We start from the raw sequence: 22,677 nt of genomic DNA, 5'->3' as shown, positions 1-22,677 counted from the left end.
TAATCGTCTGCCGGTCCAGCAAAACGATCACTCAGGTCGTCAGGACCACGCCCAGGTAGGAGAGCCCGGCGATCACTATCCAGGACGCCAGGCCGAGGAGCGCCATCCTGCCGCCCGTCCTGGTCATCGACGGCAGGTGGAGGGAACCGCCGAGACCGAAGAGCGCCGCCGCGAGGAGCAGGTGCTGGGCCGTGGCGGCCTGGGTGAGCGCCGCCTCGGGGACCTGGCCGCTGGTCCGCAACAGGATCGTCATAAGGAAGCCCGCCACGAACAGCGGGACGAGCGGCGGCCGTGCGGCAGGCGGCCGTGCGTCCGGGGTCCGCGTGTCCGAGGTCCCGGCGACCTCGGTCCGGGCCGCCCGCGCACGGCGGCCACTGATCGCGATCATGGCGACGAGCGGTGCGAGGAGCGCCACCCGCATCAGCTTGACCAGGACGGCTTCCGTCAGAGCGGCCGGTCCCGCCGTCTGGGCGGCGGCCACGACCTGTCCCACGTCGTGGACGCTCGCGCCCACCCAGCGGCCGAACGGGGCGTCGGCCAGGCCCAGCGGGTGATGGAGCAACGGGAGCACCGCGATGGCCAGGGTGCCGCAGAGCGTCACCACGGCCACGGCGTTGGCGACGTCCCTCTCGTCGCTCCTGGTCGTCTGGCTGACCGCGCCGATCGCGGAGGCACCGCAGATGGAGTAGCCGGTGGCGACCAGCAGCGGCTGGTCGCCCGGCAGGCCGAGGCGGCGTCCCAGCCACAGGGTGCCGGTGAACGTCGCGGCCACGACGGCGAGCACCATCAGCGCGGTGGCCCAGCCGAGGCCGACGACGTCGGACAGGCTCAGCTGCAGGCCGAGGAGCACGATCGCGACGCGCATGAGGCGCTTGGCGGCGATGCCCAGCCCCGGCCGGGCGACACCCTGGACGATCGTGCGCACGCGAGGGAGATGGCCCGCGACGATGCCGAGCACCATGGCCGCGGTGAGCATGGGGATCATCGGCAGCAGCTCGTGCACGAGCCGTGCCGCGCCCACTCCCGCGGCGGCCAGGCACAGCCCGGGGGCGTTGCGGCGCAGGGCGGGCGGCCAGCCGAGCTGGAACTCGCCCTCGCCGGAACGGGCGGCGGGTCGCGGACGCCGTGCCCGCAGGGCGGGATGGGCCTGACTCACGACTCCTCGGCCGGTTCCGCGTAGGTCCGGCGGATGCTGGTGCCGAGCCTGGCGATGTCCGCGCCGTAGAGGTGAATCGAGATCGCCTTGGTCGTGCCCCCGTTCCACACCCTGTGGATGTCGCCGGGCGGGGCGAAGGCGGCGACGGCGCCGACCGGGTTGACGACCTCCTCGATGGCGACCAGCCGGGACGTCCGGCCGCTCGGCTCCAGCAGGTACCGCCGCTCGGTCTCCTCGCCCTCGTGCACGCCGGTCACGCACCACGACACGTGGTCGTGGACGGGGGTCCGCTGGCCCGGGAGCCAGACGAGCGCGACGACCGAGAAGCCGCCGTCGGGTTCGGCGTGCAGGACGTGCTGGCGGTAGCGGTCGGGGTCGCCTTCGCAGTGCTCGGGGGCCAGCAGGCCGGGCCGTCCGAGCACCCGCCGCAGCGCCTGGCCCGCCAGGTGCGCCGTCGGCTCCGGGGCCAGGCCGCGCTGGACGATCTCGCGGACCGAGTCGATCACGCCGACGAGGACGGGGGTACAGGAGGAGGTGACGGTGGGTGCGGCCATGACCCCCAGGGTCGGGGCGCCGGGCCATAACGTCTAACGACGATCTGTTAGATAGCTCAAAGGAGAGCTTATGGATCGAGCCTCCGTCGGCGCGTTCAGCAGCCCACCCGGGTCGCGGCCGCCGCCTTGAGCTCCTCCATCACGAGCTCGACCGCGGGAATCCGCAAGTGGTCGCGCAGCACGTATGCCGAGACCTTTCGGGTCGGCTGCCTGGCCACGACCCGTCCCGTCACCTTGGAATGGCACAGGAAGGACAGGACGAGCGCGGGCATGAGGGCGATGCCGACCCCGGCGGCGACGAGGCTCTGAACAGCGAGGTTGTCGTCGGTGCTGAAGACGATGTCCGGGACGAAGCCCTCCTCGGCGCACAGGTGCAGGAGGTTGGCGCGGCAGCGCGGGCAGCCCGCGATCCACCGTTCGTTCGACAGGTCCTCCAGGCGCACGGCGTGGTGGCGGACGAGGGGATGCCCGGTCGGCAGCAGGACGGTGAGCAGGTCCTCCATGAGCGGGACCTCGACCAGCTCGTCGGGCATCTCGGCCTGTGGCCCGGGATAGGTGAACGCGAGGGCGATGTCGCTCTCGCCGCGGGCGAGCCGGTGCACCGACTCGGGCGGCTCGGCCTCCTGCAGTTCGACCCGGACGCCCGGATGGGTGGCGAGCAGGCGGGCCATCGCCTCGGGGACGAGCGTCGCGTTCGCGCTGGGGAACGCGCAGATCCGGACCAGGCCGGCCTCCAGCCGCGCCAGCGCGCGCAGCTGCTGTTGCGCCGCCGCGAGATCACCGACGATGACCTCGGCGTGCCTGGCCAGGACCGTGCCCGCCTCGGTGAGCTGGAGCCCGCGCCCGGCCCGGACGAACAGCGGCATGCCCACCGCGCGTTCCAGCGCCTTCATCTGCTGGGTGATCGCGGGCTGGGTGTACCCGAGCGCGCGTGCGGCGCCCGAGTACGACCCTTCCCGGACCACTTCCTGGAACGTACGGATGTGCCGTGATTCGAGCATTCCCGAATCATAAGGAGCACTTTGCCAAGACTCCAGAGGTGATCACTCACCGTACCAAGACGATCACCATCCGCCGGTCAGCCCGTGCGGCGGCGTCTGAGCAGCGCCGCGCCTCCGGCGGCCCCCGCGACGACCAGGGCGATCAAGCCGATCCACCACCAGCCGGACGAGCCGCCCGAATCCTCGTTCGCCGCGGTCGGCCCGGTGGTCTGGTTCAGCGTGATGGCCGGTGCGGGGGAGGCGGCCCGGCTCGTGACGACGCCCGCCGAGGGCGCGGCCGAGCCCTTCACCGTGAACTTGTAGGACCCGCTGACCGGGTGGCCGTCGGCCGACACGACCCGCCATCCCACGGTGTAGACGCCGTTCGGCAACGTCCCGGCGACCGGCTGGGTGACCTTGTTGTCGACCGCCTTGGGCGCTCCCGAGACGTGCTGCCCGCCCTTGTCGTCGGTGAGCACCACGCGGGGCAGCGTGATCGGCTGGTTGTAGGTCAGGGTGATCGCGGCCGGCGACTCGACCGTGGACTTCGCCTTCGGGTCGGAGTCGCGCAGGGCGGTGTGGGCGGAGGCGGGCGCTGCGGTCAGCGCCAGGACGGCGCCGACGGCGCCGGTGGCTGCGGCAGTGCGAAGCAGGAATGTCATGCCCGGCTCCTCGCGCGCGAGACGCCGTACCCGCCGATGACGACGCCGGCGATCCCCACGGCCAGCCCCAGTCCGCCGAGCAGCCGCGCCGTGCCGTCGTCGGCGCTCTCGGACGAGCTGTCCGCCGCCACCGTCTTGACCGTCGGTGCGCCGGAGGCCCCGGCGCCCGTGGCGGTGCCCTTGGGGATCAGCTTGAGGACCGGGGCGGGATGCTCCGGCTCCTCCTGGCCGTCCTTGGTCTCCTGGTCCCACTTGACGACCTCGCCGCCGGAGTAGGTCTGCTCGGCCTTGAAGACCAGCCGGTCGGTGTCGGTGGGCAGCTGCCCCATCGACACGTCGAACTCCTGGAACTGGCCGGGCTCGATCTTGCCGCCGGACCAGGTGATGCGGGAGACGGCCTCGGTGAGCTCGGCGCCGTGGGCCTTCAGCGGGGTCTTGAGCTTGGCCTTCTCGACCTTGATCGTCCAACCGGGGACCGGCCGGACCGACACGGACGCGAGCGGGTGGTCCATGGGCAGATCGACCTGGACCTTGGTGGTGCTCGCGTCGTCGCGCTCGTTCGGCACGCGGAAGGCGACCTTGGCGTACGCGCCCTGCTCGGCCTCGCGGGGGTTGACCGTGACATGGGCGGACGCGGCGGTGGCGAGGCCGAGGACCGAGACGAGTGCGAGCCCGGTGACGGCGGCCGCCCTGCGGATGTGCGACGACATGGACATGCGGAAAGGCTCCGTTCGAGGAGAAGTACGAGGAAGGGCCGGAGCGCCGGGGAGCGGCGTCCGGTGACGTACGGCGCTCAGCTGTGCGCGAGCGCCTCGAACGGTGCGGTGGTCCGCGGCGGACGACCTCGTGCCGCAGCACCCGGCCGGTGGGGCCGATGGCGGCCCGCGCCCGCCGCACAGGGGTACGGACCCGCGGCACCGCGGGTTCGACGGAGGAGGCCAGGAGAAGGGCGAGCAGGTCGCGGACCGGCCGCCCGGTCCGCGCCGCGAGCCGCCGGGTGAGGCCCCACGCGGTCCGTTCGCCGCGCCGCAGCCACCAGGCCGAGATCACGGCGGCGACCACGTGCGCCAGCGTCATGCCCAGCCCGGAGCCGTGGGCCGGTCCGGTCGCGGCCAGATCCGCCTGGACGTGGTGATCGGCCGGCGCCGACGCGTTCGCGAACAGGCTGTGCAGCACGAACTGCCCGCCCAGCAGGCCGCCCGTGATCGTGGCCAGCGAACGTTCGTGCCCCGCCAGCGCGCCCGCCACCACCAGCACCCCGGCGAAGCCCACGACGACCGCCCACGGCGGGACCGCGGCCGGCGACATCAGGGAGTGCCCGGCCGTGGCCAGCGTCAGGCAGACGGTGGTGAAGACCACCGCCCGGCCGAGGCGGAAGAACGGACGCGGCGACATAGCGGGCCCATCGTCCCATCTCTTCCTGATGATCTCCATGCCCCTCCCATCGTGGGCCGCTTGTGGACCCGGTCGTGGACCGCTCCGGCCTGTGACACGCCCAACATGTGGGGCTGTCGGTGACGGCCATGACCAAGATGTAGGGTCTTGCCCGTGCTGGTTCGCCCCCGCCGCGGGGGTGGACTGCGGCGAGATCACGCCGAGTCCCCGTGATCTCGCGGCAGCCCACCCTGACGGCGGGGGCGTCGTAAGAGGGAACCCGGTGTAAATCCGGGACTGCCCCGCAGCGGTGAGCGGGAACGACCGCCGTCATCGAGCACTGGCCCGTTGGGACGGGCCGGGAAGCGACGGCCATTAGGCCGCACCCATCAGGGTGCGTCGCCCGCGAGTCCGAAGACCTGCCCGCACGGAGACAGACGACCGGAGCGACGCGCCAGCGGCGCGAGGATCGTCTGTCGCCCCTTCGGGGGTCTGGGGGTCGCCCCCCAGTCCTACTCGGTCCATATCGGCCTCGTGGGAGGGTCGCTGGGCAGGTTCGCGGCGGTGAGCCGTGCTCTTGTTTCGCGTGCGCCCCGACGAGGCGAGCTCGCGAGGGAAGAGAGCACGTGACACAGGAACTGATCGCACCGCCGCCGACGCGCGGCGTGGCCGCGGAGATCGAGCTCGCCTGCGCGGGGCTGCCGGGCACCGATCCGCGCCGCGTCCTGGACGCCGTCCGGGCCGGTGACGACCTGGACGCGGCCGGGGTGCGGGAGCTGGCGATCGGGGAGGCCGCCGCGCTGGTGGCCGCCGAGCCCGCCTACTCCAGGGTGGCGGCGCGGCTGCTGAGCACCTTGATCGCCGAGGAGGCCGCGGGCGGGGGTGTCCGGTCGTTCGCCGGCTCCGTGGCCGCCGGCCACTCCGAGGGCCTGCTGAACGACGCGATCGCCGCGTTCGTCGCCGCGCACGCCGGGGAGCTGAACGACCTCGTCGACGAGTCCGCCGACGACCGCTTCGAATACTTCGGGTTGCGCACGCTCTACGACCGCTATCTGCTGCGGCACCCGCGTTCGCGGCGCGTGCTGGAGCGGCCCCAGTACTTCCTGCTGCGCGTGGCCTGCGGTCTGTCCGACACGGTCGCGGAGGCCGCCGAGCTGTACGGGCTGCTCAGCACCCTGTCGTACCTGCCGAGCTCCCCGACGCTCTTCAACTCGGGCGCCCGGCGCCCCCAGCTGTCGTCCTGCTTCCTGCTCGACTCGCCGCGCGACGAGCTGGAGTCGATCTACGAGCGGTACACGCAGGTGGCGCGGCTCAGCAAGTACGCGGGCGGCATCGGCGTCTCGTGGACCAAGGTGCGATCGCGCGGCTCGCTGATCCGCGGCACCAACGGCCATTCCAACGGCATCGTGCCTTGGCTGCGCACGCTCGACTCGTCGGTCGCGGCGGTCAACCAGGGCGGGCGGCGCAAGGGCGCGGCGTGCGTCTACCTGGAGCCGTGGCACGCCGACGTCGAGGAGTTCCTCGAACTGCGCGACAACACCGGCGAGGAGGCGCGTCGCACCCACAACCTCAACCTCGCCAACTGGATCCCCGACGAGTTCATGCGCCGGGTCGAGACGGACGCGGACTGGTCGCTGTTCGACCCCAAGGAGGTGCCCGAGCTCGCCGACCTGTGGGGTGTCGAGTTCGACACCGCCTACCGGGCCGCCGAGGCAGCGGGACGGTTCGTACGGCAGGTCCCCGCCCGGCACCTGTACGGCAGGATGATGAGGACCCTCGCCCAGACCGGGAACGGCTGGATGACGTTCAAGGACGCCGCCAACCGCGCCTGCAACCAGACCGCCGAGCCCGGCAACGTCGTCCACCTCTCCAACCTCTGCACCGAGATCATCGAGGTGACCAGCGACGGGGAGACCGCCGTGTGCAACCTCGGCTCGGTCAACCTGGCCGAGCACGCCGGGCCGGACGGCATCGACTGGGAACGGCTCCGCGCGACGGTCCGTACCGCCGTGCGCTTTCTCGACCGGACGATCGACCGCGGCTTCTACCCGACGGACGAGGCGGCGGGCGCCAACCGCAAGTGGCGTCCGGTCGGGCTCGGCGTGATGGGCCTCGCGGACGTCTTCTTCAAGCTGCGGCTGCCGTTCGACTCGGCCGAGGCGCGGGAGTTGTCCACGGCGATCGCCGAGGAGATCGCGCTCGCCGCGTACGGCGCGTCCGCCGACCTCGCGGCCGAGCACGGGCCGCTCCCCGCGTACGACCGGACGCGCACGGCCCGCGGTCAGCTGCACGTCGACCACTTCCCGGAGGCCACGCCGCGCCGTACGGCCGAGTGGGAGGCGCTGCGCGCCCGCGTCGCCGAGACCGGGCTGCGCAACTCGCTGCTGATCGCGATCGCGCCGACCGCCACGATCGCCTCCATCGCGGGCTGCTACGAGTGCGTCGAGCCGCAGGTCTCCAACCTCTTCAAGCGCGAGACGCTGTCCGGCGAGTTCCTGCAGATCAACGACTATCTGGTCGCGGACCTCAAGGCGCTCGGACTGTGGACGCCCGCGACGCGGGACGCCATCAAGCGGGCCAACGGCTCCGTCCAGGGCATCACCGGCCTGCCCGCGTCCCACCGCGAGCTCTACCGCACCGCGTGGGAACTGCCGCAGAAGGCGCTGATCGACCTCGCCGCGGCCCGTACCCCCTACATCGACCAGAGCCAGTCGCTGAACCTCTTCATGGAGACGCCGACCATCGGGAAGCTCTCCTCGATGTACGCCTACGCGTGGCGCGCGGGCCTGAAGACCACCTACTACCTGCGTTCCCGTCCGGCCACCCGGATCGCCCAGACCACGGTCGCCACGGTCACCGACACCGAGGCCGTCGTGTGCTCCCTCGAAAACCCCGAAGCCTGCGAGGCCTGCCAGTGAGCGGCCGAACCGGAGAACACGGCATGCTGCTCGATCCCGGCATGGACCTGACCCTGCGGCCCATGCGCTATCCCGACTTCTACGAGCGCTACCGCGCCGCGATCCGCAACACCTGGACGGTGGAGGAGGTCGATCTGGGCACCGACCTCGCCGACCTGGCCCGGCTGACACCGGCCGAGCTGCACCTGGTCAACCGGCTGGTCGCGTTCTTCGCGACCGGCGACTCGATCGTTGCCAACAACCTCGTGCTCAACCTCTACAAGCACGTGAACGCGCCCGAGGCACGTCTCTACCTGTCGCGGCAGCTGTTCGAGGAGGCCGTGCACGTCCAGTTCTATCTGACGTTGCTCGACACCTACCTGCCCGACCATGACGAACGCGCCAAGGCGTTCGACGCCATCGAGCACATCCCCTCGATCAGGGCCAAGGCGGAGTTCTGCTTCCGCTGGATCGACACCATCGACGGGCTGGACGAGCTGCGCACGGCCGATGACCGGCGTGCGTTCCTGCTCAACCTGATCTGCTTCGCGGCGTGCATCGAGGGGCTGTTCTTCTACGGCGCGTTCGCCTACGTCTACTGGCTCCGGTCGCGCGGCCTGCTGAACGGGCTGGCCTCCGGCACCAACTGGGTGTTCCGCGACGAGTCGATGCACATGGAGTTCGCGTTCTCGGTCGTCGACACCGTGCGGGCGGAGGAGCCGGGCCTCTTCGACGCGCGGTTGGACGAACAGGTCACGCGGATGCTGGAGGAGGCCGTCGAGGCCGAGATGGCGTTCGCCAAGGACCTGTGCGGCGACGGCCTGCCCGGTATGAGCGCGACCGACATGCGCGCCTACCTGGAGTACGTGGCGGACCAGCGGCTGGCCCGGCTCGGCATGCCGGCGCGGTACGGCACGGCCAACCCGTTCGCGTTCATGGAGTTGCAGGACGTGCAGGAGCTGTCGAACTTCTTCGAACGCCGGGTCTCGGCCTACCAGATCGGTGTGGAGGGAAGTGTGGCGTTCGACGAGGCGTTCTGAGGGTAGAGGCGATCCGGGGACGGCCGCGTACCCGGATCGACCCGCAACTTCTGGGCCATGGCCGTTCGTTGACAGTACGCGGGCGGCCGGCCCCGAGCCGCCCCGAGCCGGGAGGATGACATGGCTGGACTCATGACGAAGATCAAGGCGTGGTCTCGAAGTCCGCAGGGTCAGCGCACGCGCGCCAAGGCCGAGCGCATGGCCAGGGACCCCCGCAACAAGGAGAAGGCCCGTCGCCTGCTGACCAAGTTCCGCGGCAAGGGCGGCAAGGGCAGGCGCTACTGACAAGTAGTGCATACGTAGACTTGCCGCCGTGAACAACGGTGACTACTTGCACTGGCAGACCGTTCCCACGCGGTGGAAGGACAACGACCTCTACGGGCACGTCAACAACACCGTCCACTATTCGTTGATGGACACGGCCATCAACGAATGGATGATCAAGACCGCGGGGTTCGATCCGCTGCGCGGTGACCAGATCGCCCTGTGCGTGGAGTCGCACTGTGTTTACAAGGCCGAGGTCGCCTTTCCCGACACCATCGAGCTGGGGCTGCGGGTCGGCAAGCTCGGCCGGTCCAGCGTCCGCTGGGAGGCCGGCCTCTACCGCGGCTCCGACGCGGCGCTGATCGCCGAGGGGTACTTCGTGCATGTCTTCGTCGGCCGTGGCGACCGCCGCCCCGCGGAGATCGTCGACCCCGTCCGCGCCGAGCTGCAGAAGCTGGTGATCGCGTGACCGAGACCCGTGCCGCCGTTCTGGTCGAGTCGGGGCGGGCCGCTCCGTACGCCGAGTCCCGGCCGCTGGAGGTCACCTCGCTCCGGCTCGACCCGCCCGGCCCGGGCGAGCTTCTGATCAAGGTCGGCGCCGCCGGGCTCTGCCACTCCGACCTGTCGGTGATCAACGGCTCCCGGCTCCGTCCCCTGCCGATGGCGCTGGGCCATGAGGCCGCGGGCGAGGTCGTCGAGGTGGGCGAAGGGACCGAGTTCGAGCCCGGCGACCATGTGGTGCTGGCGTTCGTCCCGGCCTGCGGGCACTGCGAACGCTGTGTCGGCGGGCGTCCGGCCCTCTGCGGCCCCGGTGCGCAGGCGAACGGCGCGGGCACCCTCCTCGGCGGTGCCCGCCGTTTCGCGTCCGCCGACGGCAGCCGTCCCCATCACCACCTCGGCGTATCGGCGTTCTCCGAATACACCGTCGTCTCGGCCCGGTCCGCCGTGAAGGTCGATCGCGACCTGCCGTTCGAGACCGCCGCGCTCTTCGGCTGCGCCGTCCTCACCGGTGCCGGCGCCGCGCTCTACAGCGCGCGGATCACCCCCGGCGACAGCGTCGCCGTCTTCGGCCTCGGCGGCGTCGGCCTGGCCGCGTTGCTCGCCGCCAAGGCCGCGGGCGCCGCCACCCTCGTCGCGATCGACGTGGTGCCGCACAAGCGCGACCTCGCCCTGCGCCTCGGCGCCACCCACGTCGTCGAGGGCGGGCCGAAGGCGGTCGAACAGGTCCGGGAGCTCACCGGCGGCGGCGCCGAGAAGGTCATCGACACCACCGGCGTCGTCCCGGTGCTGGAGCAGTCGTACGCGGCGACCCGCGCGGGCGGCACCACCGTCACCGTCGGGCTCCCGGCCCCCGGCAAGGACCTCACCCTGCCGGCCCTCAGCCTGGTCGCCGAGGAGAAGACGCTGCGCGGCAGCTACCTGGGCTCGTCGATCCCGCGCCGCGACATCCCGCGCTTCATCGGCCTGTACAGGTCCGGGGTGCTGCCGGTCGACGCCCTGCTCTCGCACCGCCTGACCCTGGACGAGGTGAACGAGGGTTTCGACCGCCTCCACAGCGCGGAGGCGGTCCGCCAGGTCATCACGTTCTGACGCGGGCTACCGGACGCCGTACGCGTTGGCGATCGTCTGCCAGACGGTGTTGCCGCGCGCGTCCTTGACGGTGGCGCGCAGCGAGACGAAGCCCGCCGTGCCCGGGTTGCGCACGGAGGCCATCCAGCGCTTCCCGTCCCGCTTGACGCTGGTGCGCCGCCAGGTCTTACCGCCGTCGACCGAGGCCTCAATGATGATCGACTTCACCGCGAGCTTGTGGCCCGAGCCGTCCCGCACGTACACCGGGATCTTGGTGAGGGAGCCGCGCGCGGCATGGTTCCGCCCGTCCAGCCCCCACGGCGTGTAGATCACCGTGAGGAGACTGGCGCCGCCGTGGCTGAAGCTGTCGTCGTACCCGCGCGCCTTGAAGCGCCAGGTGCTCCACAACCGCGTGGAGAGCAGCGCGCCCTGCGGTCGTGAGGCCGTGGACTTGAGCGTGTACCAGGTGCTCTTCGTCGAGATCCTCGCGCTCAGGTCGCCCTTGCCCTGGGCGAGCAGCGTCCGGCCACGGTAGAGCCTGCTGAACTTCGTCACCCCGCTGAGCTCGCAGTCCTCGTTCACGGTGTGCGGCGGCTGGCAGATCAGCGTGCGCGGGTAGACCAGCAGGCGACGCCCCCACATGTTCGCGTCGACGCCCCTGGGACCGGGACCCCAGACCCCGCCGCCCCACGTCTCCTTGTACCGGCGTGCGGCGTAGACGGGATCGTTGTTGCTGTCCCAGATCCGCGCGTTCCCGTGGGGGCCGTTAATGGTGATGTTCGGGTGCCACTTGTAGCCAGGCGTCCGGTAGGAGATCACCGTCCGGGGAAGGGCGCCGAGTGACGTGTCGAGGGGCGTGAGGTACGACGAGTTGCTCTTGCCCGTGGCCTCCAGCGACAACCAGCCGGTCTGGTCGGCGTCGATGGACCGGACGCTCACGTCCACCCGGGCGAGCTTGGACCGGCGGTCATAGTAGGAGGGCTTCTGCGGGATGCCGCCCTTGTGGACCCGGACGAGGTCGTACCGGTAGGGGCTGGCCTGCTCGGGTGCGGTGCCCTTCTTCTCCAGGACGGCGTGGGCGGCGAACGTCACGTACTTGCTCTTCATAGGGATGACGTAGGTGCCCTTGGGCGGCGTCGATCCGTCGGTGGGCTGCATCGCCCAGCGTCCCCGGACGAGCGGAAGCACGTTCAGGCTCGTGACCTCGGCGGTCGGATCGTCGACGCCGAACCGGACCTGCCGGCCCTGGCGTGCGTCGAACGAGACGTACTGGCTGCGCGAGACGCTGACCACTCGCGTCGCCCAGGTCACCGTTTCCCCGGTTGAGATTTCCGTGGTGACGGCGTAGGTGCCGGCGGGGACCTTCCTGGTGCGCCCGGCACCGACGGGGTGCTCCCGCCCGTCCTTGACGTTGATCAGGTAGCCATTGGCCTTGACGGCCTTCCCGGTGCGGTCGATCGCGCGGACGCCGATCGTGTAGGTCCTGGCGGCCGCGTGGGCCGGGACGGCGACGGCGCCGAGCGCGCCGAGGCAGACGCCCGCGGTGATCACCGCTGGGACGAGCCGGATCGTACGGTTCATTCACGCCCTCTTCAGCTGTCAAGAAACGTGAATGATCCCCATCTTTGAGATCCGGTGTCAATAGGGATCGACTGGTCAGGGCGCCAGGACGTGGTCGGCGAGGAGCCGGCCGAAGTCGACCTCGAAGCGTTCGTAGTGGGCGCGCAGGCCGGGGCCTGGCCAGTCGCCGGGAAGCAGCTCGGGCGGCAGCAGCGGATCGTTCAGCAGATGGCGGAGGACGGCGGCGGCCACCGTGAAACGGTCGGCGAGGCTGTCGGCCTCGTCGAGGGCGGTGATCAGGCCGTGCGCCGTGGCCGCCCAGCCGTCCAGGTCCCAGAGCGCGGCGGTCAGGTCGTCTTCGGGGCGTCCGGTGAGGAACGTGCACTGCTGTTCGACGATGTCGGGCCGCGACCGGCTCAGGTTGGCCGGGCGGAGCCAGGTGCCCTCACGCAGTTCGGCCAGGCGGAGCGCGGCCATGGCCTGGCGGAGGGCGGCGCGGTCGGCGGCGGGGCGGCGCTCGGCGGTGATGACGGCGATCTCCCACGTGCCGTCCCAGGGCAGGGTGCGCGGGAAGCGGCTCTCGTCCTGGCGGGCCTGCCGGGCCAGGAGGCGTTCGGCCAGCTCGTACTCGCCGTCGCTCTGGACCAGGTCGCCCGCCGCGACCATGCGCGACAGCGCCACCCGGATCGTGCCCTCGGCGATGCCGAAGAGCTCGCCCACGCGGACCAGGTAGCGGGCGCGCAGGCGGGGCGGGTGCGAGCCCAGCAGCGTGCTCAGGACCACGGAACGGGCGGTCAGCGGGCGGAGGCCGAGAGTGTTCGTCATGACTGACGGGGACTGTACCCGGATTACAGTCTTCCGTCGCGTACCTCGAAAGTGTAATGTCCGGGCATGGCCTCATATCTGATCGAGCCGGTGGACCGGCTTGCGTTCGGCGGACCCGAGAAGGCTCGCCGGTACGCGACAGAGCGCTATCAGGGGGCGGTCGGCCTCAACTGGTACACGTGCGATCCGACGCTGCGGTTCCTGATGCGGCGGCACCTCGGAGCCGAGGGACTGGCCTGGGCCGAGCCCCGGCTGGAGGCCCTCGGCGAGCTGATGGGCGGGCGCGTCGCCGGTTGGGCGGAGGAGACCGACCGCGACCCGCCGCGGCTGGAGAAGTACGACCGGTGGGGACGCGACATCAGCGAGGTCGTGATGCCTCGCTCGTTCGAGGCCGCGCGGACGGAACTGGTGGCGACGGGCTTCACACGGCCGGAGTTCTTCGCCGAGGCGCGGGCGGCCGGGGTCGACGCGGCGCCGATGGCGGTCGCGTGGAGCTACCTGCTCGACCAGGCCGACATCGGCATGGCCTGCGCCCTGGGGACGGGCGGGGACATGGTGGTGGGGCTGACCGAGCTCTTCGCGCCGGAGGACGTGAAGGCGCGCGTGCGGGAGTTGTTCTCGGCCGGGATGTTCTCCGGCGAGGCCGCGCAGTTGCTCACGGAACGCTCGGGCGGCTCCGACCTGGGCGCGCTGGAGTCGACCGCGACGCGGGACGGCGACGCCTGGCGGCTGAACGGCTTCAAGTGGTTCGCCTCCAACGCCAACGGCTCGGCGTTCGTGGTGCTGGCCAAGCCGGAGGGCGCCGAGGACGGGGTGCGGGGGATCGCGCCGTTCCTGGTACTGCGCGAACGGCGTGACGGCTCGCGCAACGGCATCCGGATCCGGCGGCTCAAGGACAAGCTCGGTACCCGTTCGGTGGCCTCGGGGGAGATCGAGTTCACCGACGCCGAGGCGTTCCTGCTGGCACCCGGCGCGAGCACCACCGGCGAAGGGCAGACCGGCGACGGCAAGGGCCTCGCCCGGATGATGGAGCTGACGAACGGCGCGCGGCTGGGCATCTCGATGATGGGCTTGGGATGCGCACGGCGATCGCTCGTCGAGGCGCTGTGTTACGCGCGTGCCCGCGAGGCGTTCGGGGCGCCGCTCTATGAGCAGCCCCTGATGCGCCGCAAGCTGGCCGAGCTGATCGTGGCGACCGAGGCCGCGCAGGCGATGGTCTTCGACGGATATCTGGGCAGGCCGCGGCTGCGGATCGCGGCGCCCCTCATCAAGCTGCGGGCGGCGCGGCTCGGCGTGACGGCCGCGAGCGACGCCATCGAGATCCACGGCGGCAACGGCTACATCGAGCAGTGGCCGGTCGCGCGGATCCTGCGCGACGCCCAGGTCAACCCGATCTGGGAGGGCGGGGACAACATCCTCTGCCTCGACGTCCGACGGGCGATGGTGCGCGAGCGGGCGCACGAACCGTTCTTCGAACGGCTGGAGCAGGCGGTCGAGCACGCGGGCGGCGACGACGCCACCGTCGCCCTGGTGAACGAGCGCATCGGGCATCTGCGCCAGGCCGTGAAGCGGTGGCAGGACCTCGACGCCACCACGGCCGAGGCGAGGCTCTTCCCGCTCGCCCAGTACATGGCGGACGTGTACGCGGCGGCGCTGCTGCTGGAGCAGGCAGGGTGGGAGCAAGACGGTGACCGCAAGGCGCTGGTCGCCCGGCTGTACGCGCGGCGCCATCTCGCCGACCGTGGCCCGCTGCGTGACATCGACGCCCCCGCCGAGGACCTCGACCGGTTCGAGGAGCTCGTGGCGGGCGCGTTCACCCGGAAGGAAACGCCGTGAGCGTGGTGCTCTTCGAGAAGAGGGACCGCAAGGCCTACCTCACGCTCAACCGGCCCGACCGGCTGAACGCGATCGACTTCCGGATGCCCGGAGAGCTCACGGCGGCGGTGCGGCGGGCGAACGATGACCCCGAGGTGCACGTGATCGTGCTCCAGGGCGCCGGGCGGGCCTTCTGCTCGGGATACGACCTCAAGCAGTCCGCCGAGGACGGAGCCGGCACACAGCGCGACCCGGCCTGGGACCCGATCAAGGACTACCGGGCGATGAAGGGCTTCACCGACGACTACTTCAGCCTGTGGCGTTCGCTCAAGCCCACGATCGCGAAGGTGCACGGTTACGCGATCGCGGGCGGCAGCGACATCGCGCTGTCGTGCGACCTGGTGGTCATGGCCGACGACGCGAAGATCGGCTACCCGCCGTCACGAGTCTGGGGCTGCCCCACGACGGCGATGTGGGTCTACCGCCTCGGCGCCGAACGCGCCAAGCGGATGTTGCTGACCGGCGACACGATCGACGGTCGGCAAGCCGCCGAGTGGGGCCTGATTCTGGAGTCCGCACCGGCCGCCGACCTGGACGAACGCGTCGAGGCACTGGCCGACCGCATCGCCGGGGTGCCGATCAACCAGCTCGCCATGCAGAAGCTGATGATCAACCAGGCGTACGACAACATGGGCCTGCACGGCACGCAGATCCTGGCGACGCTCTTCGACGGCATCACCAGGCACTCGCCCGAGGGGCGCTGGTTCCAGGAGTTCGCCGCCACGCACGGCTTCCACGAGGCCGTCAAGTGGCGCGACTCGGGCCGCTGGATCCCCGAGGGCGGCGGTCCCGTCCCCGACGCGGAGGAGCTCAGATGACCGTACGCACAGAACGCCAAGGCCCCGTCACCACCGTCATCCTGTCGCGCCCCGAGGTCCGCAACGCGGTCGACGGCCCCACGGCCGCCGAACTGGCCGCCGCCTTCCGCGCGTTCGACGCCGACGACGACGCCTCCGTGGCCGTGCTCTGGGGCGAGGGCGGCACGTTCTGCGCCGGAGCCGACCTCAAGGGCATCGCCGCCGGCCGCGGCAACCCGGTGAGACCCCTCCCCGCCGACGGCCCGATGGGCCCGACCCGGATGAGACTCTCCAAGCCGGTCATCGCCGCCGTATCCGGCCACGCCGTGGCGGGCGGCCTGGAACTCGCCCTCTGGTGCGACCTCCGGGTCGCCGAGGAGGACGCGACGTTCGGCGTGTTCTGCCGCCGCTGGGGCGTGCCTCTGATCGACGGCGGCACCGTACGCCTGCCCCGCCTGATCGGCGAGAGCCGCGCCATGGACCTGATCCTCACCGGCCGCCCCGTCACCGCCCAGGAGGCCTACGACATCGGCCTGGCCAACCGCCTCGTACCCCCCGGCAAGGCCCGCGAGGCAGCCGAGGAACTGGCCGCCGACATCGCCCGCTTCCCCCAGATCTGCATGCGAGGAGACCGCCTGTCAGCCTTGGAGCAAGCGGGCCTGACCGAGGACGAGGCGCTGGCGAACGAGCTGGACCACGGCACCAGCGCCCTGAAGGAGGCCATCGAGGGCGCGGCCCGCTTCACCTCCGGCGCCGGCCGCCACGGCACCTTCACCGACCTCTGACGCCGGGTGACAGCGGCCGTGATCAGAACGCCAGGGGTCACTGGTCACTCTCTGGAGTGAAACCAATCCGGGCGATCGGGCAATACATAGTGCCCCCTTTTGCCGATCAGCCCCTGGAGACGTCTTGAAGATCAGGTCGGCCGCGCTCGCGGTTCTGCTCACTGTGACCACCGTGGCGGCCTGCGGGGGTGGAGACTCCGGGTCCGGCCGGGGAACCGCCGTCGCGGGCGGGGGCGGCGGCCCCTCGGTCGCCGTCATGCCCGGTGACGGAAGTTCGCGGGTGCGTCCGGACAGCCGCGTCGCCGTCACGGCGGACGGCGGCACGCTCGCCGAGGTGACCGTCCGGACCGGTGGCGGGCTGGTCGTCGCGGGCGCGTTCACGGCGGATCGCACCCGGTGGCGGGCCGGCCGCGGGCTCAAGCCGGACGCCGCGTACGAGGTGACCGCCAAGGCGACCGGAAGCGGCGGCAAGACGACCACCGTGACCAGCCGTTTCCGTACGCTCAAGCCTGCCGGGACGTTTGGGATCGCCGACATCACCCCGATGAGCGATCGGAGTGAGAGGGTCGGTGTGGGCTCGCCGATCATCGTCACGTTCAACCGGCCGGTGTCGGATCGTGCGGCCGTCGAGCGGGTGCTGGAGGTCGAGGCGCAGAAGCCGGTGCCGGGTGCGTGGCGCTGGGTGAGTTCGACGCGGGTCATCTACCGCACCAAGAAGTACTGGCCCGCGCACCAGAAGGTCCGTTTCACCGCGCGGCTGACGGGTGTCGCGGCGGCGAAGGGCGTCTACGGCGTCGCCGACGTGACGCGGCGGTTCGCCATCGGGGCGGCGCAGATCAGCACGGTCAACGCCCGTACCCATCGCATGACGGTCCGGCGTGACGGCCGGGTGGTCCGCACGCTGCCGGTCAGCACGGGGAGCGGCGGGCGGGTCGTGAACGGCGAGGACATCTTCCTCACCGCCAGCGGCGTGCATCTCGTCATGGACAAGAAGCGCGTGGAGCGCATGACGTCCGAGGGGTCCGGGATCGATCCGAAGGACAAGGACAACGGCTGGGACGTGAACGTCAACTGGGCGGTGCGGATCAGCGCGTCGGGCGAGTACGTGCACCAGAGCAACGGCGGCTACCAGTACCTCGGGGTCTCCAACCAGAGCCACGGGTGCGTGCGGACGACGCCCAGCGGGGCGCAGTGGTTCTTCGGGCTCGCGCAGCGCGGTGACGTGGTGGACGTCGTCGGCACCGCCCGCCGGTTGCCGTGGACGAACGGCTGGAGCTACTGGCAGCTGAGCTGGAACCAGTGGCGGTCCGGCAGCGCCCTTGACCGGTAAGACATTGCTTACTAGCGTCCTTTCAGACGGAATCCGTCCGGAAAAGGGGACGCCGATGAGCCTGACCGTGGACGAGGCGGGCCGAGCGCTCGCCGACCCGCGCGTGTACGCCGACGAGGGTCGCCTCCACGACGCCCTGGCGTTGCTGCGGCGGGAGGCGCCGGTGCACCGGGTCGCGGACCCGCCGGGGTACAACCCGTTCTGGGCGATCACCAGGCACGCCGACGTCATGGAGATCGAGCGCAACCACACGATCTTCCGGAACGCGCCGCGCGCGATCCTCGGCACCGCCGAGTACGACGCCATGAACCGGCAGCGCGCCGAGCAGGGCGTCGCGCTGCGCACCCTCGTCCACATGGACGACCCGGACCACCGCGTGGTCCGGGCGATCGGCGCGGACTGGTTCCGGCCCAAGGCGATGCGCGCGTTGCAGGACCGGGTCAAGGAACTGGCCAGGCGGTACGTCGACCGGATGGTGGAAAGCGGGGGCGCCTGCGACTTCGTCCAGGACATCGCCGTGCACTACCCGCTGTACGTGATCCTGTCGCTGCTCGGCCTGCCCGAGTCGGACTTCGACCGGATGCTCAAGCTCACCCAAGAGCTGTTCGGCGGCGATGACTCCGACATGCGGCGCGGCACGACCCCCGAGGAGCAGCTGAACGTGCTCCTGGACTTCATCGCCTACTTCCAGGAGCTCACCGAGGCCCGCCGTGCCGAACCCACCGACGACCTGGCCTCGGCGATCGCGAACGCACAGGTCGACGGCCGGCCGCTGAGCGACTTCGACACCGTCTCGTACTACGTCATCATCGCCACCGCCGGGCACGACACGACGAGCTCCACGATCTCCGGCGGCCTGCACGCGCTCATCGAGCACCCGGACCAGCGGGGCCGGCTGCGCGCCGACCCGGCACTGATGCCGTACGCCGTGGACGAGATGATCCGGTGGGTCACGCCGGTCAAGGAGTTCATGCGCACCGCGACCGAGGACTTCGACCTGCGCGGCGTGACGATCCGCGAGGGCGAGTCGGTGTTGCTGTCGTACCCGTCGGCCAACCGGGACGAGGAGGTCTTCGACGACCCGTTCGGCTTCGACGTCGGCCGCGACCCGAACAAGCACCTGGCGTTCGGCTTCGGCGTGCACTACTGCCTGGGCGCCGCGCTGGCCCGGATGGAGGTCCGCGCCTTCTTCGAGGAGCTGCTGCCGCGGCTCGACTCCATCGAGCTCGCCGGGAAGCCCGAGAGCACGGCCACCACCTTCGTCGGCGGCCTCAAGCGCCTGCCCGTCCGCTACTCCCTGAAGGGCTGACCGAGATGCGCATCGACGCCGCGGTGCTGCGCGCCGCCGACGCCCCGTTCGCCGTCGAGCCGGTCGAGCTCGCCGACCCGGGTCCGGGCGAGGTCCTGGTCCGGATCGCCGGCACCGGGATGTGCCACACCGATCTGCTCGGCCGCGTCCCTGGCGATCTGGTCGGCAAGCCGGTCGTGCTCGGTCATGAGGGCGCGGGGGTCGTCGAGGCGGTCGGCCCGGGCGTGACCGACGTGGTGGTGGGCGCGCACGTCGTGCTGTCGCTTGACTCCTGCGGTGCCTGCACCAACTGCCGCGCCGCCCGTCCGGGTAATTGCGTGAAGATGGCCGAGCTCAACATGTTCTCGCTGCCGCTGGACGGCGTGCCGCGCGCGCATGACGTGCGGGGAGCGGCGGTCGGGACCCGCTGGTTCGGGCAGTCGTCGTTCGCCTCCCACGCGCTCGCCACCGTCCGCAACACGGTGACGGTCGACCCGGACGTGCCGCTGGAACGGCTCGGCCCGCTCGGCTGCGGCATGCAGACCGGCGCCGGGTCCGTGCTGATCTCGCTCGGCGTGCGGGCGGGCGACAGCATCGCCGTCTTCGGCGTGGGCGCGGTCGGCCTCGCCGGGGTCATGGCCGCCCGCGTCGCGGGCGCCACCACCATCGTCGCGGTCGACCTGCACGAGTCGCGGCTCGACCTGGCGCGCGAGCTCGGCGCCACGCACACGCTGAACGGGGCGGACGACGACCTCGCCGGGCGCATCCGGGCGATCTCCGGAGGCGAGGGCGTCCAGTACTCCTTCGACACGACCGCCGTGCCGTCGATCGTGTCGGCCGCCGTCGCCTGCCTGCGCACGACCGGCGTCTGCGGCCTGGTCGGCGTCGGCAGCGAGGAGTACCGGTTCGACCCGTCGCTGCTCCTGATGGGACGGACGGTCAAGGGCATCATCGAGGGCGACGCCGTTCCGCAGCTGTTCATTCCGAGGCTCGTGGAGCTCTGGCGGCAGGGCCGGTTCCCGTTCGACGAGCTCATCACCACCTACCCGCTCGACCAGATCAACCAGGCCGAGGCCGACTGGCTGTCCGGGAAGGTCGTCAAGCCGGTGCTGCTGCCCGGTGGCTGAGTCCGCGAGCCCCGCGAGCCCCGCCGCCCGCAAAGGTCGCCCGCCGGACCCCGGGATCGACCAGCGGGCGCTGCGGGCGGCGCTGCAGGTGTACGGGGAGCTCGGCTGGGCGGGCTTCAGCTTCGAGGCCGTCGCCCGCCGGTCCCGGGTCGGCAAGGCCGCGCTCTACCGCCGCTGGCCCGACAAGGAGCACCTCCTCGCCGCCGCGCTGGAGCTCCTAGCCGAGCCGCCGCCCGACTGGGCCGACCCCGCCGACCTGCACGGGTGCCTCACGCTGATGGCCGAGCAGGTCGTGGACATGTTCGTCGGCCCCAAGGCGCTGGTGCTGCCGCGCGTCCTGATCGAGGCCTCGCTCTACCCGCCGCTGTTCGACGAGACGGTGATGAACATCGCCCGGGCCCGCTTCGACGCGGCGCGCGAGGTGGTCCGCGCCGCCGTCGAACGCGGCGAGCTGCCCGCGGGAACCCCGCCCGACCTGGTCATCGACGCGATCATGGGCCGGGTGCTCAGCGGGATCGTGCTCACCCCCGGCCGCGCGCGCCCCCGCATCGCCGCCGAGCCCGCCCGCCACGCGGCCGCCGCCGTCGATTTCGTCCTGTCGTCCCTCGGCAACGCGATCGCGCGGTGAGCGGCCTTCAGCGCACCCGGTGGAGGAGCTCCTCGCCGGCGGCCAGGCGGCGGACGTTCTCGGCCGCCACGGTGAAGTAACGCCGCCACGTCTCGGCCGTCAGCCAGGCCACGTGCGGCATGACGACGACGTTGTCCAGGGCGAGCAGCGGGTTCGCCGCCGTGACCGGCTCCCGTTCGAAGACGTCGAGCCCGGCGCCGCCGAGCCGGCCGGAGGTCAGCGCCTCGACCAGCGCGGCCTCGTCGATCACCGCCCCGCGCGCGGTGTTGACGACGACGGCCCCGGGCGGCAGGAGTGCGAGCCTGCGCTCGTCCAGCAGATGGTGCGTCTCGCCGCTCAACGGGATGTGCACCGAGACGATGTCGCTGACCCGCAGCAAGTCGTCCAGCTCGCGCCAGGCGGGGTCGTCCGGCCGGGGCGTCCGCGAGGTGAAGAGGACCTGCGCGCCCATGGCCTCCAGCATGCCCCGCAGCAGCCGGGCGATCTCGCCGCCGCCGAGCAGCCCGACCGTCCTGCCCGCGATCTCCCCGCCGACCAGCCCGGGGACCGCGGGCCACCCCCGGCCTTCCCGGGTGAGGCGGTCGAACGTGACGGCCCGCCGCAGCGTCGCCAGCATCAGCAAAAGAGCGGCCTCGGCGACGGCCCGCGCGTTCTGGCCGGGCATGTTCGCCACGGCGATCCCGCGCTCGGCGGCGGCGTCCAGGTCGATGGTGTTGACGCCGGTCCCGAGCTTCTGGACGAGCTTCAGCTTCGGGGCACGATCCATGTCGGCGGCGCTCAGCGGCCGCAGCACGTGCCAGATGACCTCGGTGTCCGGCAGGAGCCCACGCAGCCGCGCGTCGTCCTCCTCGGGACAGCTCACCACGTCCATGCCAGGCTCGCTGTGCTCCATGTCGTAGTGCAGCAGGATTCGCATAGCCCCATCTTGCAGATCGTCGCGCAGTGCGTCAGGGAACTCTTCCGGTTGTGATCGGCGCCAAGATGGACGGATGCTGGAGACGTCCGTACGGCTGCTCAAACTGCTCGCCCTGCTTCAGGCCCGGCGGGAATGGTCGGGTGCCGAGCTCGCCGAACGGCTGGCGGTGACGACCCGCACCGTGCGCAACGACATGGAGCGGCTGCGCATCCTCGGCTACCAGGTGCACTCCACGACCGGGACCGCGGGCGGCTACCGGCTCGGGGCGGGCGCTCAGCTGCCGCCGCTGCTGCTCGACGACGAGGAGGCGGTCGCGGTCGCCGTCGCGTTGAGCACGAGCGCGGCGGGGACGGTCGAGGGAATGGAGGAGACCTCGGTCCGTGCCCTCGCCAAGCTGGAGAACATGCTGCCGTCCCGGTTGCGGCGGCGGGTGACCTCGCTGCAGGCGGCCACGGTGTCGGTGGCGAGGCGCGGTCCCGGCGTGGACGCGGCGACCCTCACCGGCATCGCCGCGGCGGTACGCGACCACGAGACCCTGCGTTTCGACTACCTGAGCCAGCGGGACGCGCCTACCACCCGCGCGGCCGAGCCGCACCGGCTCGTCTACACCGGCCGGCGGTGGTACCTGGCGGCCTGGGACACCGACCGGGAGGACTGGCGGACGTTCCGGGTGGACCGGATGCGGCTGCGTACGCCGAACGGGCCGCGGTTCGCGCCGCGCGAGCCGCCCGAGGGCGACGCCGCCGCGTACGTGATGCGGGGCGTGAGCTCCAGGGCCAGGAGCCACCAGGCGCGCATCAGGCTGCACGTCCCGCTCGCGGCCGCCATGGAGCGGCTGCCTCCCGAGGCGGGGATGCTGGAGGCGATCGACGAGACCTCCTGCCTCTTCGTGACCGGCGCCGACGATATCCACGACCTCGCCTCGTTCCTCGGGAGTCTCGGCTTCGGGTTCAGCGTGGTCGAGCCCGCCGCGCTCGCCGACCATCTGCGCGTCCTGTCGGACCGGTTCCGGGAGGCGGCGGGTCCGTCAGGGAGACTGGACGTGTGATC

General features: G+C 71.5%; 21 protein-coding genes and 1 riboswitch. Of the genes, 13 read left to right on the top strand and 8 right to left on the bottom strand.

The genetic code is table 11. The features are described from left to right. Positions 1-31: 31 nt before the first annotated feature. The 5 genes from ABD333_RS24445 to ABD333_RS24425 all read right to left on the bottom strand — a co-directional run bounded on the left by ABD333_RS24445 (position 32) and on the right by ABD333_RS24425 (position 4,068). Positions 32-1,156 carry a YeiH family protein gene (locus ABD333_RS24445; protein WP_344544474.1) on the bottom strand — a complete coding sequence of 375 codons (1,125 nt, stop codon included), beginning with the start codon at positions 1,154-1,156 and terminating at the stop codon, positions 32-34. Further along, the gene (locus ABD333_RS24440; protein WP_344544473.1) at positions 1,153-1,710 is read right to left on the bottom strand and encodes a cysteine dioxygenase family protein; all 558 of its coding nucleotides are present in this window, start codon (positions 1,708-1,710) and stop codon (positions 1,153-1,155) included. The genes ABD333_RS24445 and ABD333_RS24440 overlap by 4 nt, the downstream gene beginning before the upstream one ends. A 95-nt stretch (positions 1,711-1,805) precedes the next feature. Next, complete coding sequence (locus ABD333_RS24435) at positions 1,806-2,711, bottom strand: LysR family transcriptional regulator (RefSeq protein ID WP_344544471.1); 906 nt, start codon at positions 2,709-2,711, stop codon at positions 1,806-1,808. A gap of 77 nt (positions 2,712-2,788) precedes the next feature. Beyond that, entirely contained in the window at positions 2,789-3,352 is a 564-nt protein-coding gene (locus ABD333_RS24430; protein WP_344544469.1) for a copper resistance CopC family protein, read from the bottom strand. Further along, positions 3,349-4,068: a YcnI family copper-binding membrane protein gene (locus ABD333_RS24425; protein WP_344544468.1), complete on the bottom strand. Its 720-nt coding sequence runs from the start codon at positions 4,066-4,068 to the stop codon at positions 3,349-3,351. Before ABD333_RS24425 ends, ABD333_RS24430 begins: the two co-directional genes overlap by 4 nt. A gap of 910 nt (positions 4,069-4,978) precedes the next feature. Further along, positions 4,979-5,148: riboswitch (cobalamin riboswitch) on the top strand. Positions 5,149-5,352: 204 nt separating this feature from the next. Here ABD333_RS24425 and ABD333_RS24420 point away from each other — a divergent pair. From ABD333_RS24420 to ABD333_RS24400, 5 genes are all read left to right on the top strand, one after another. Further along, entirely contained in the window at positions 5,353-7,644 is a 2,292-nt protein-coding gene (locus ABD333_RS24420) for a ribonucleoside-diphosphate reductase subunit alpha (RefSeq protein WP_344544467.1), read from the top strand. 23 nt (positions 7,645-7,667) lie between these two features. Continuing rightward, on the top strand, positions 7,668-8,663 hold the full coding sequence (locus ABD333_RS24415) for a ribonucleotide-diphosphate reductase subunit beta (RefSeq protein ID WP_344544465.1): 996 nt from the start codon (positions 7,668-7,670) through the stop codon (positions 8,661-8,663). A gap of 120 nt (positions 8,664-8,783) precedes the next feature. Beyond that, positions 8,784-8,948: a hypothetical protein gene (locus tag ABD333_RS24410; RefSeq protein WP_344544463.1), complete on the top strand. Its 165-nt coding sequence runs from the start codon at positions 8,784-8,786 to the stop codon at positions 8,946-8,948. Between the two features lie 28 nt (positions 8,949-8,976). Beyond that, on the top strand, positions 8,977-9,396 hold the full coding sequence (locus ABD333_RS24405; RefSeq protein WP_344544461.1) for an acyl-CoA thioesterase: 420 nt from the start codon (positions 8,977-8,979) through the stop codon (positions 9,394-9,396). Continuing rightward, the gene (locus tag ABD333_RS24400) at positions 9,393-10,517 is read left to right on the top strand and encodes a zinc-dependent alcohol dehydrogenase family protein (RefSeq protein ID WP_344544459.1); all 1,125 of its coding nucleotides are present in this window, start codon (positions 9,393-9,395) and stop codon (positions 10,515-10,517) included. Before ABD333_RS24405 ends, ABD333_RS24400 begins: the two co-directional genes overlap by 4 nt. 6 nt (positions 10,518-10,523) lie before the next feature. Here ABD333_RS24400 and ABD333_RS24395 read toward each other — a convergent pair whose 3' ends face one another. Together ABD333_RS24395 and ABD333_RS24390 are read right to left on the bottom strand one after the other, a co-directional pair. Then, entirely contained in the window at positions 10,524-12,077 is a 1,554-nt protein-coding gene (locus tag ABD333_RS24395) for a hypothetical protein (protein ID WP_344544457.1), read from the bottom strand. 75 nt (positions 12,078-12,152) lie between these two features. Continuing rightward, positions 12,153-12,881, bottom strand: a complete 729-nt coding sequence (locus tag ABD333_RS24390) for a PaaX family transcriptional regulator C-terminal domain-containing protein (RefSeq protein ID WP_344544455.1) — start codon at positions 12,879-12,881, stop codon at positions 12,153-12,155. Between the two features lie 66 nt (positions 12,882-12,947). On the opposite strand from ABD333_RS24390, the gene ABD333_RS24385 reads away from it, so the two are divergent. The 7 genes from ABD333_RS24385 to ABD333_RS24355 all read left to right on the top strand — a co-directional run bounded on the left by ABD333_RS24385 (position 12,948) and on the right by ABD333_RS24355 (position 20,711). Further along, positions 12,948-14,717, top strand: coding sequence for an acyl-CoA dehydrogenase family protein (locus ABD333_RS24385; protein ID WP_344544453.1), 1,770 nt, complete (start codon positions 12,948-12,950; stop codon positions 14,715-14,717). Continuing rightward, on the top strand, positions 14,714-15,574 hold the full coding sequence (locus ABD333_RS24380) for a crotonase/enoyl-CoA hydratase family protein (RefSeq protein WP_344544451.1): 861 nt from the start codon (positions 14,714-14,716) through the stop codon (positions 15,572-15,574). Before ABD333_RS24385 ends, ABD333_RS24380 begins: the two co-directional genes overlap by 4 nt. Next, entirely contained in the window at positions 15,571-16,338 is a 768-nt protein-coding gene (locus ABD333_RS24375; protein ID WP_344544449.1) for a crotonase/enoyl-CoA hydratase family protein, read from the top strand. Before ABD333_RS24380 ends, ABD333_RS24375 begins: the two co-directional genes overlap by 4 nt. A 124-nt stretch (positions 16,339-16,462) precedes the next feature. Next, a complete protein-coding gene (locus tag ABD333_RS24370; RefSeq protein ID WP_344544447.1) occupies positions 16,463-17,668 on the top strand; it encodes a L,D-transpeptidase in 1,206 nt (401 codons plus the stop codon). 55 nt (positions 17,669-17,723) lie between these two features. Next, positions 17,724-18,977 carry a cytochrome P450 gene (locus ABD333_RS24365; RefSeq protein ID WP_344544445.1) on the top strand — a complete coding sequence of 418 codons (1,254 nt, stop codon included), beginning with the start codon at positions 17,724-17,726 and terminating at the stop codon, positions 18,975-18,977. A 5-nt stretch (positions 18,978-18,982) separates the two neighbouring features. Next, positions 18,983-20,083, top strand: coding sequence for an NAD(P)-dependent alcohol dehydrogenase (locus tag ABD333_RS24360; protein ID WP_344544443.1), 1,101 nt, complete (start codon positions 18,983-18,985; stop codon positions 20,081-20,083). Further along, positions 20,076-20,711, top strand: coding sequence for a TetR/AcrR family transcriptional regulator (locus ABD333_RS24355; protein WP_344544441.1), 636 nt, complete (start codon positions 20,076-20,078; stop codon positions 20,709-20,711). The genes ABD333_RS24360 and ABD333_RS24355 overlap by 8 nt, the downstream gene beginning before the upstream one ends. A gap of 7 nt (positions 20,712-20,718) precedes the next feature. Here ABD333_RS24355 and ABD333_RS24350 read toward each other — a convergent pair whose 3' ends face one another. Further along, the gene (locus tag ABD333_RS24350; RefSeq protein ID WP_344544439.1) at positions 20,719-21,627 is read right to left on the bottom strand and encodes an NAD(P)-dependent oxidoreductase; all 909 of its coding nucleotides are present in this window, start codon (positions 21,625-21,627) and stop codon (positions 20,719-20,721) included. Between the two features lie 73 nt (positions 21,628-21,700). Between ABD333_RS24350 and ABD333_RS24345 the strand changes: the two genes are divergently transcribed. Then, positions 21,701-22,675, top strand: coding sequence for a helix-turn-helix transcriptional regulator (locus tag ABD333_RS24345; RefSeq protein WP_344544438.1), 975 nt, complete (start codon positions 21,701-21,703; stop codon positions 22,673-22,675). Positions 22,676-22,677: the final 2 nt, after the last annotated feature.

Origin of the sequence: Actinomadura fulvescens (genome assembly GCF_039533225.1) — a bacterium.
Lineage (GTDB): Bacteria > Actinomycetota > Actinomycetes > Streptosporangiales > Streptosporangiaceae > Spirillospora > Spirillospora fulvescens.
Note: the sequence above shows the minus strand (reverse complement) of the source record. Positions and strands in the feature narration are given on the sequence as shown.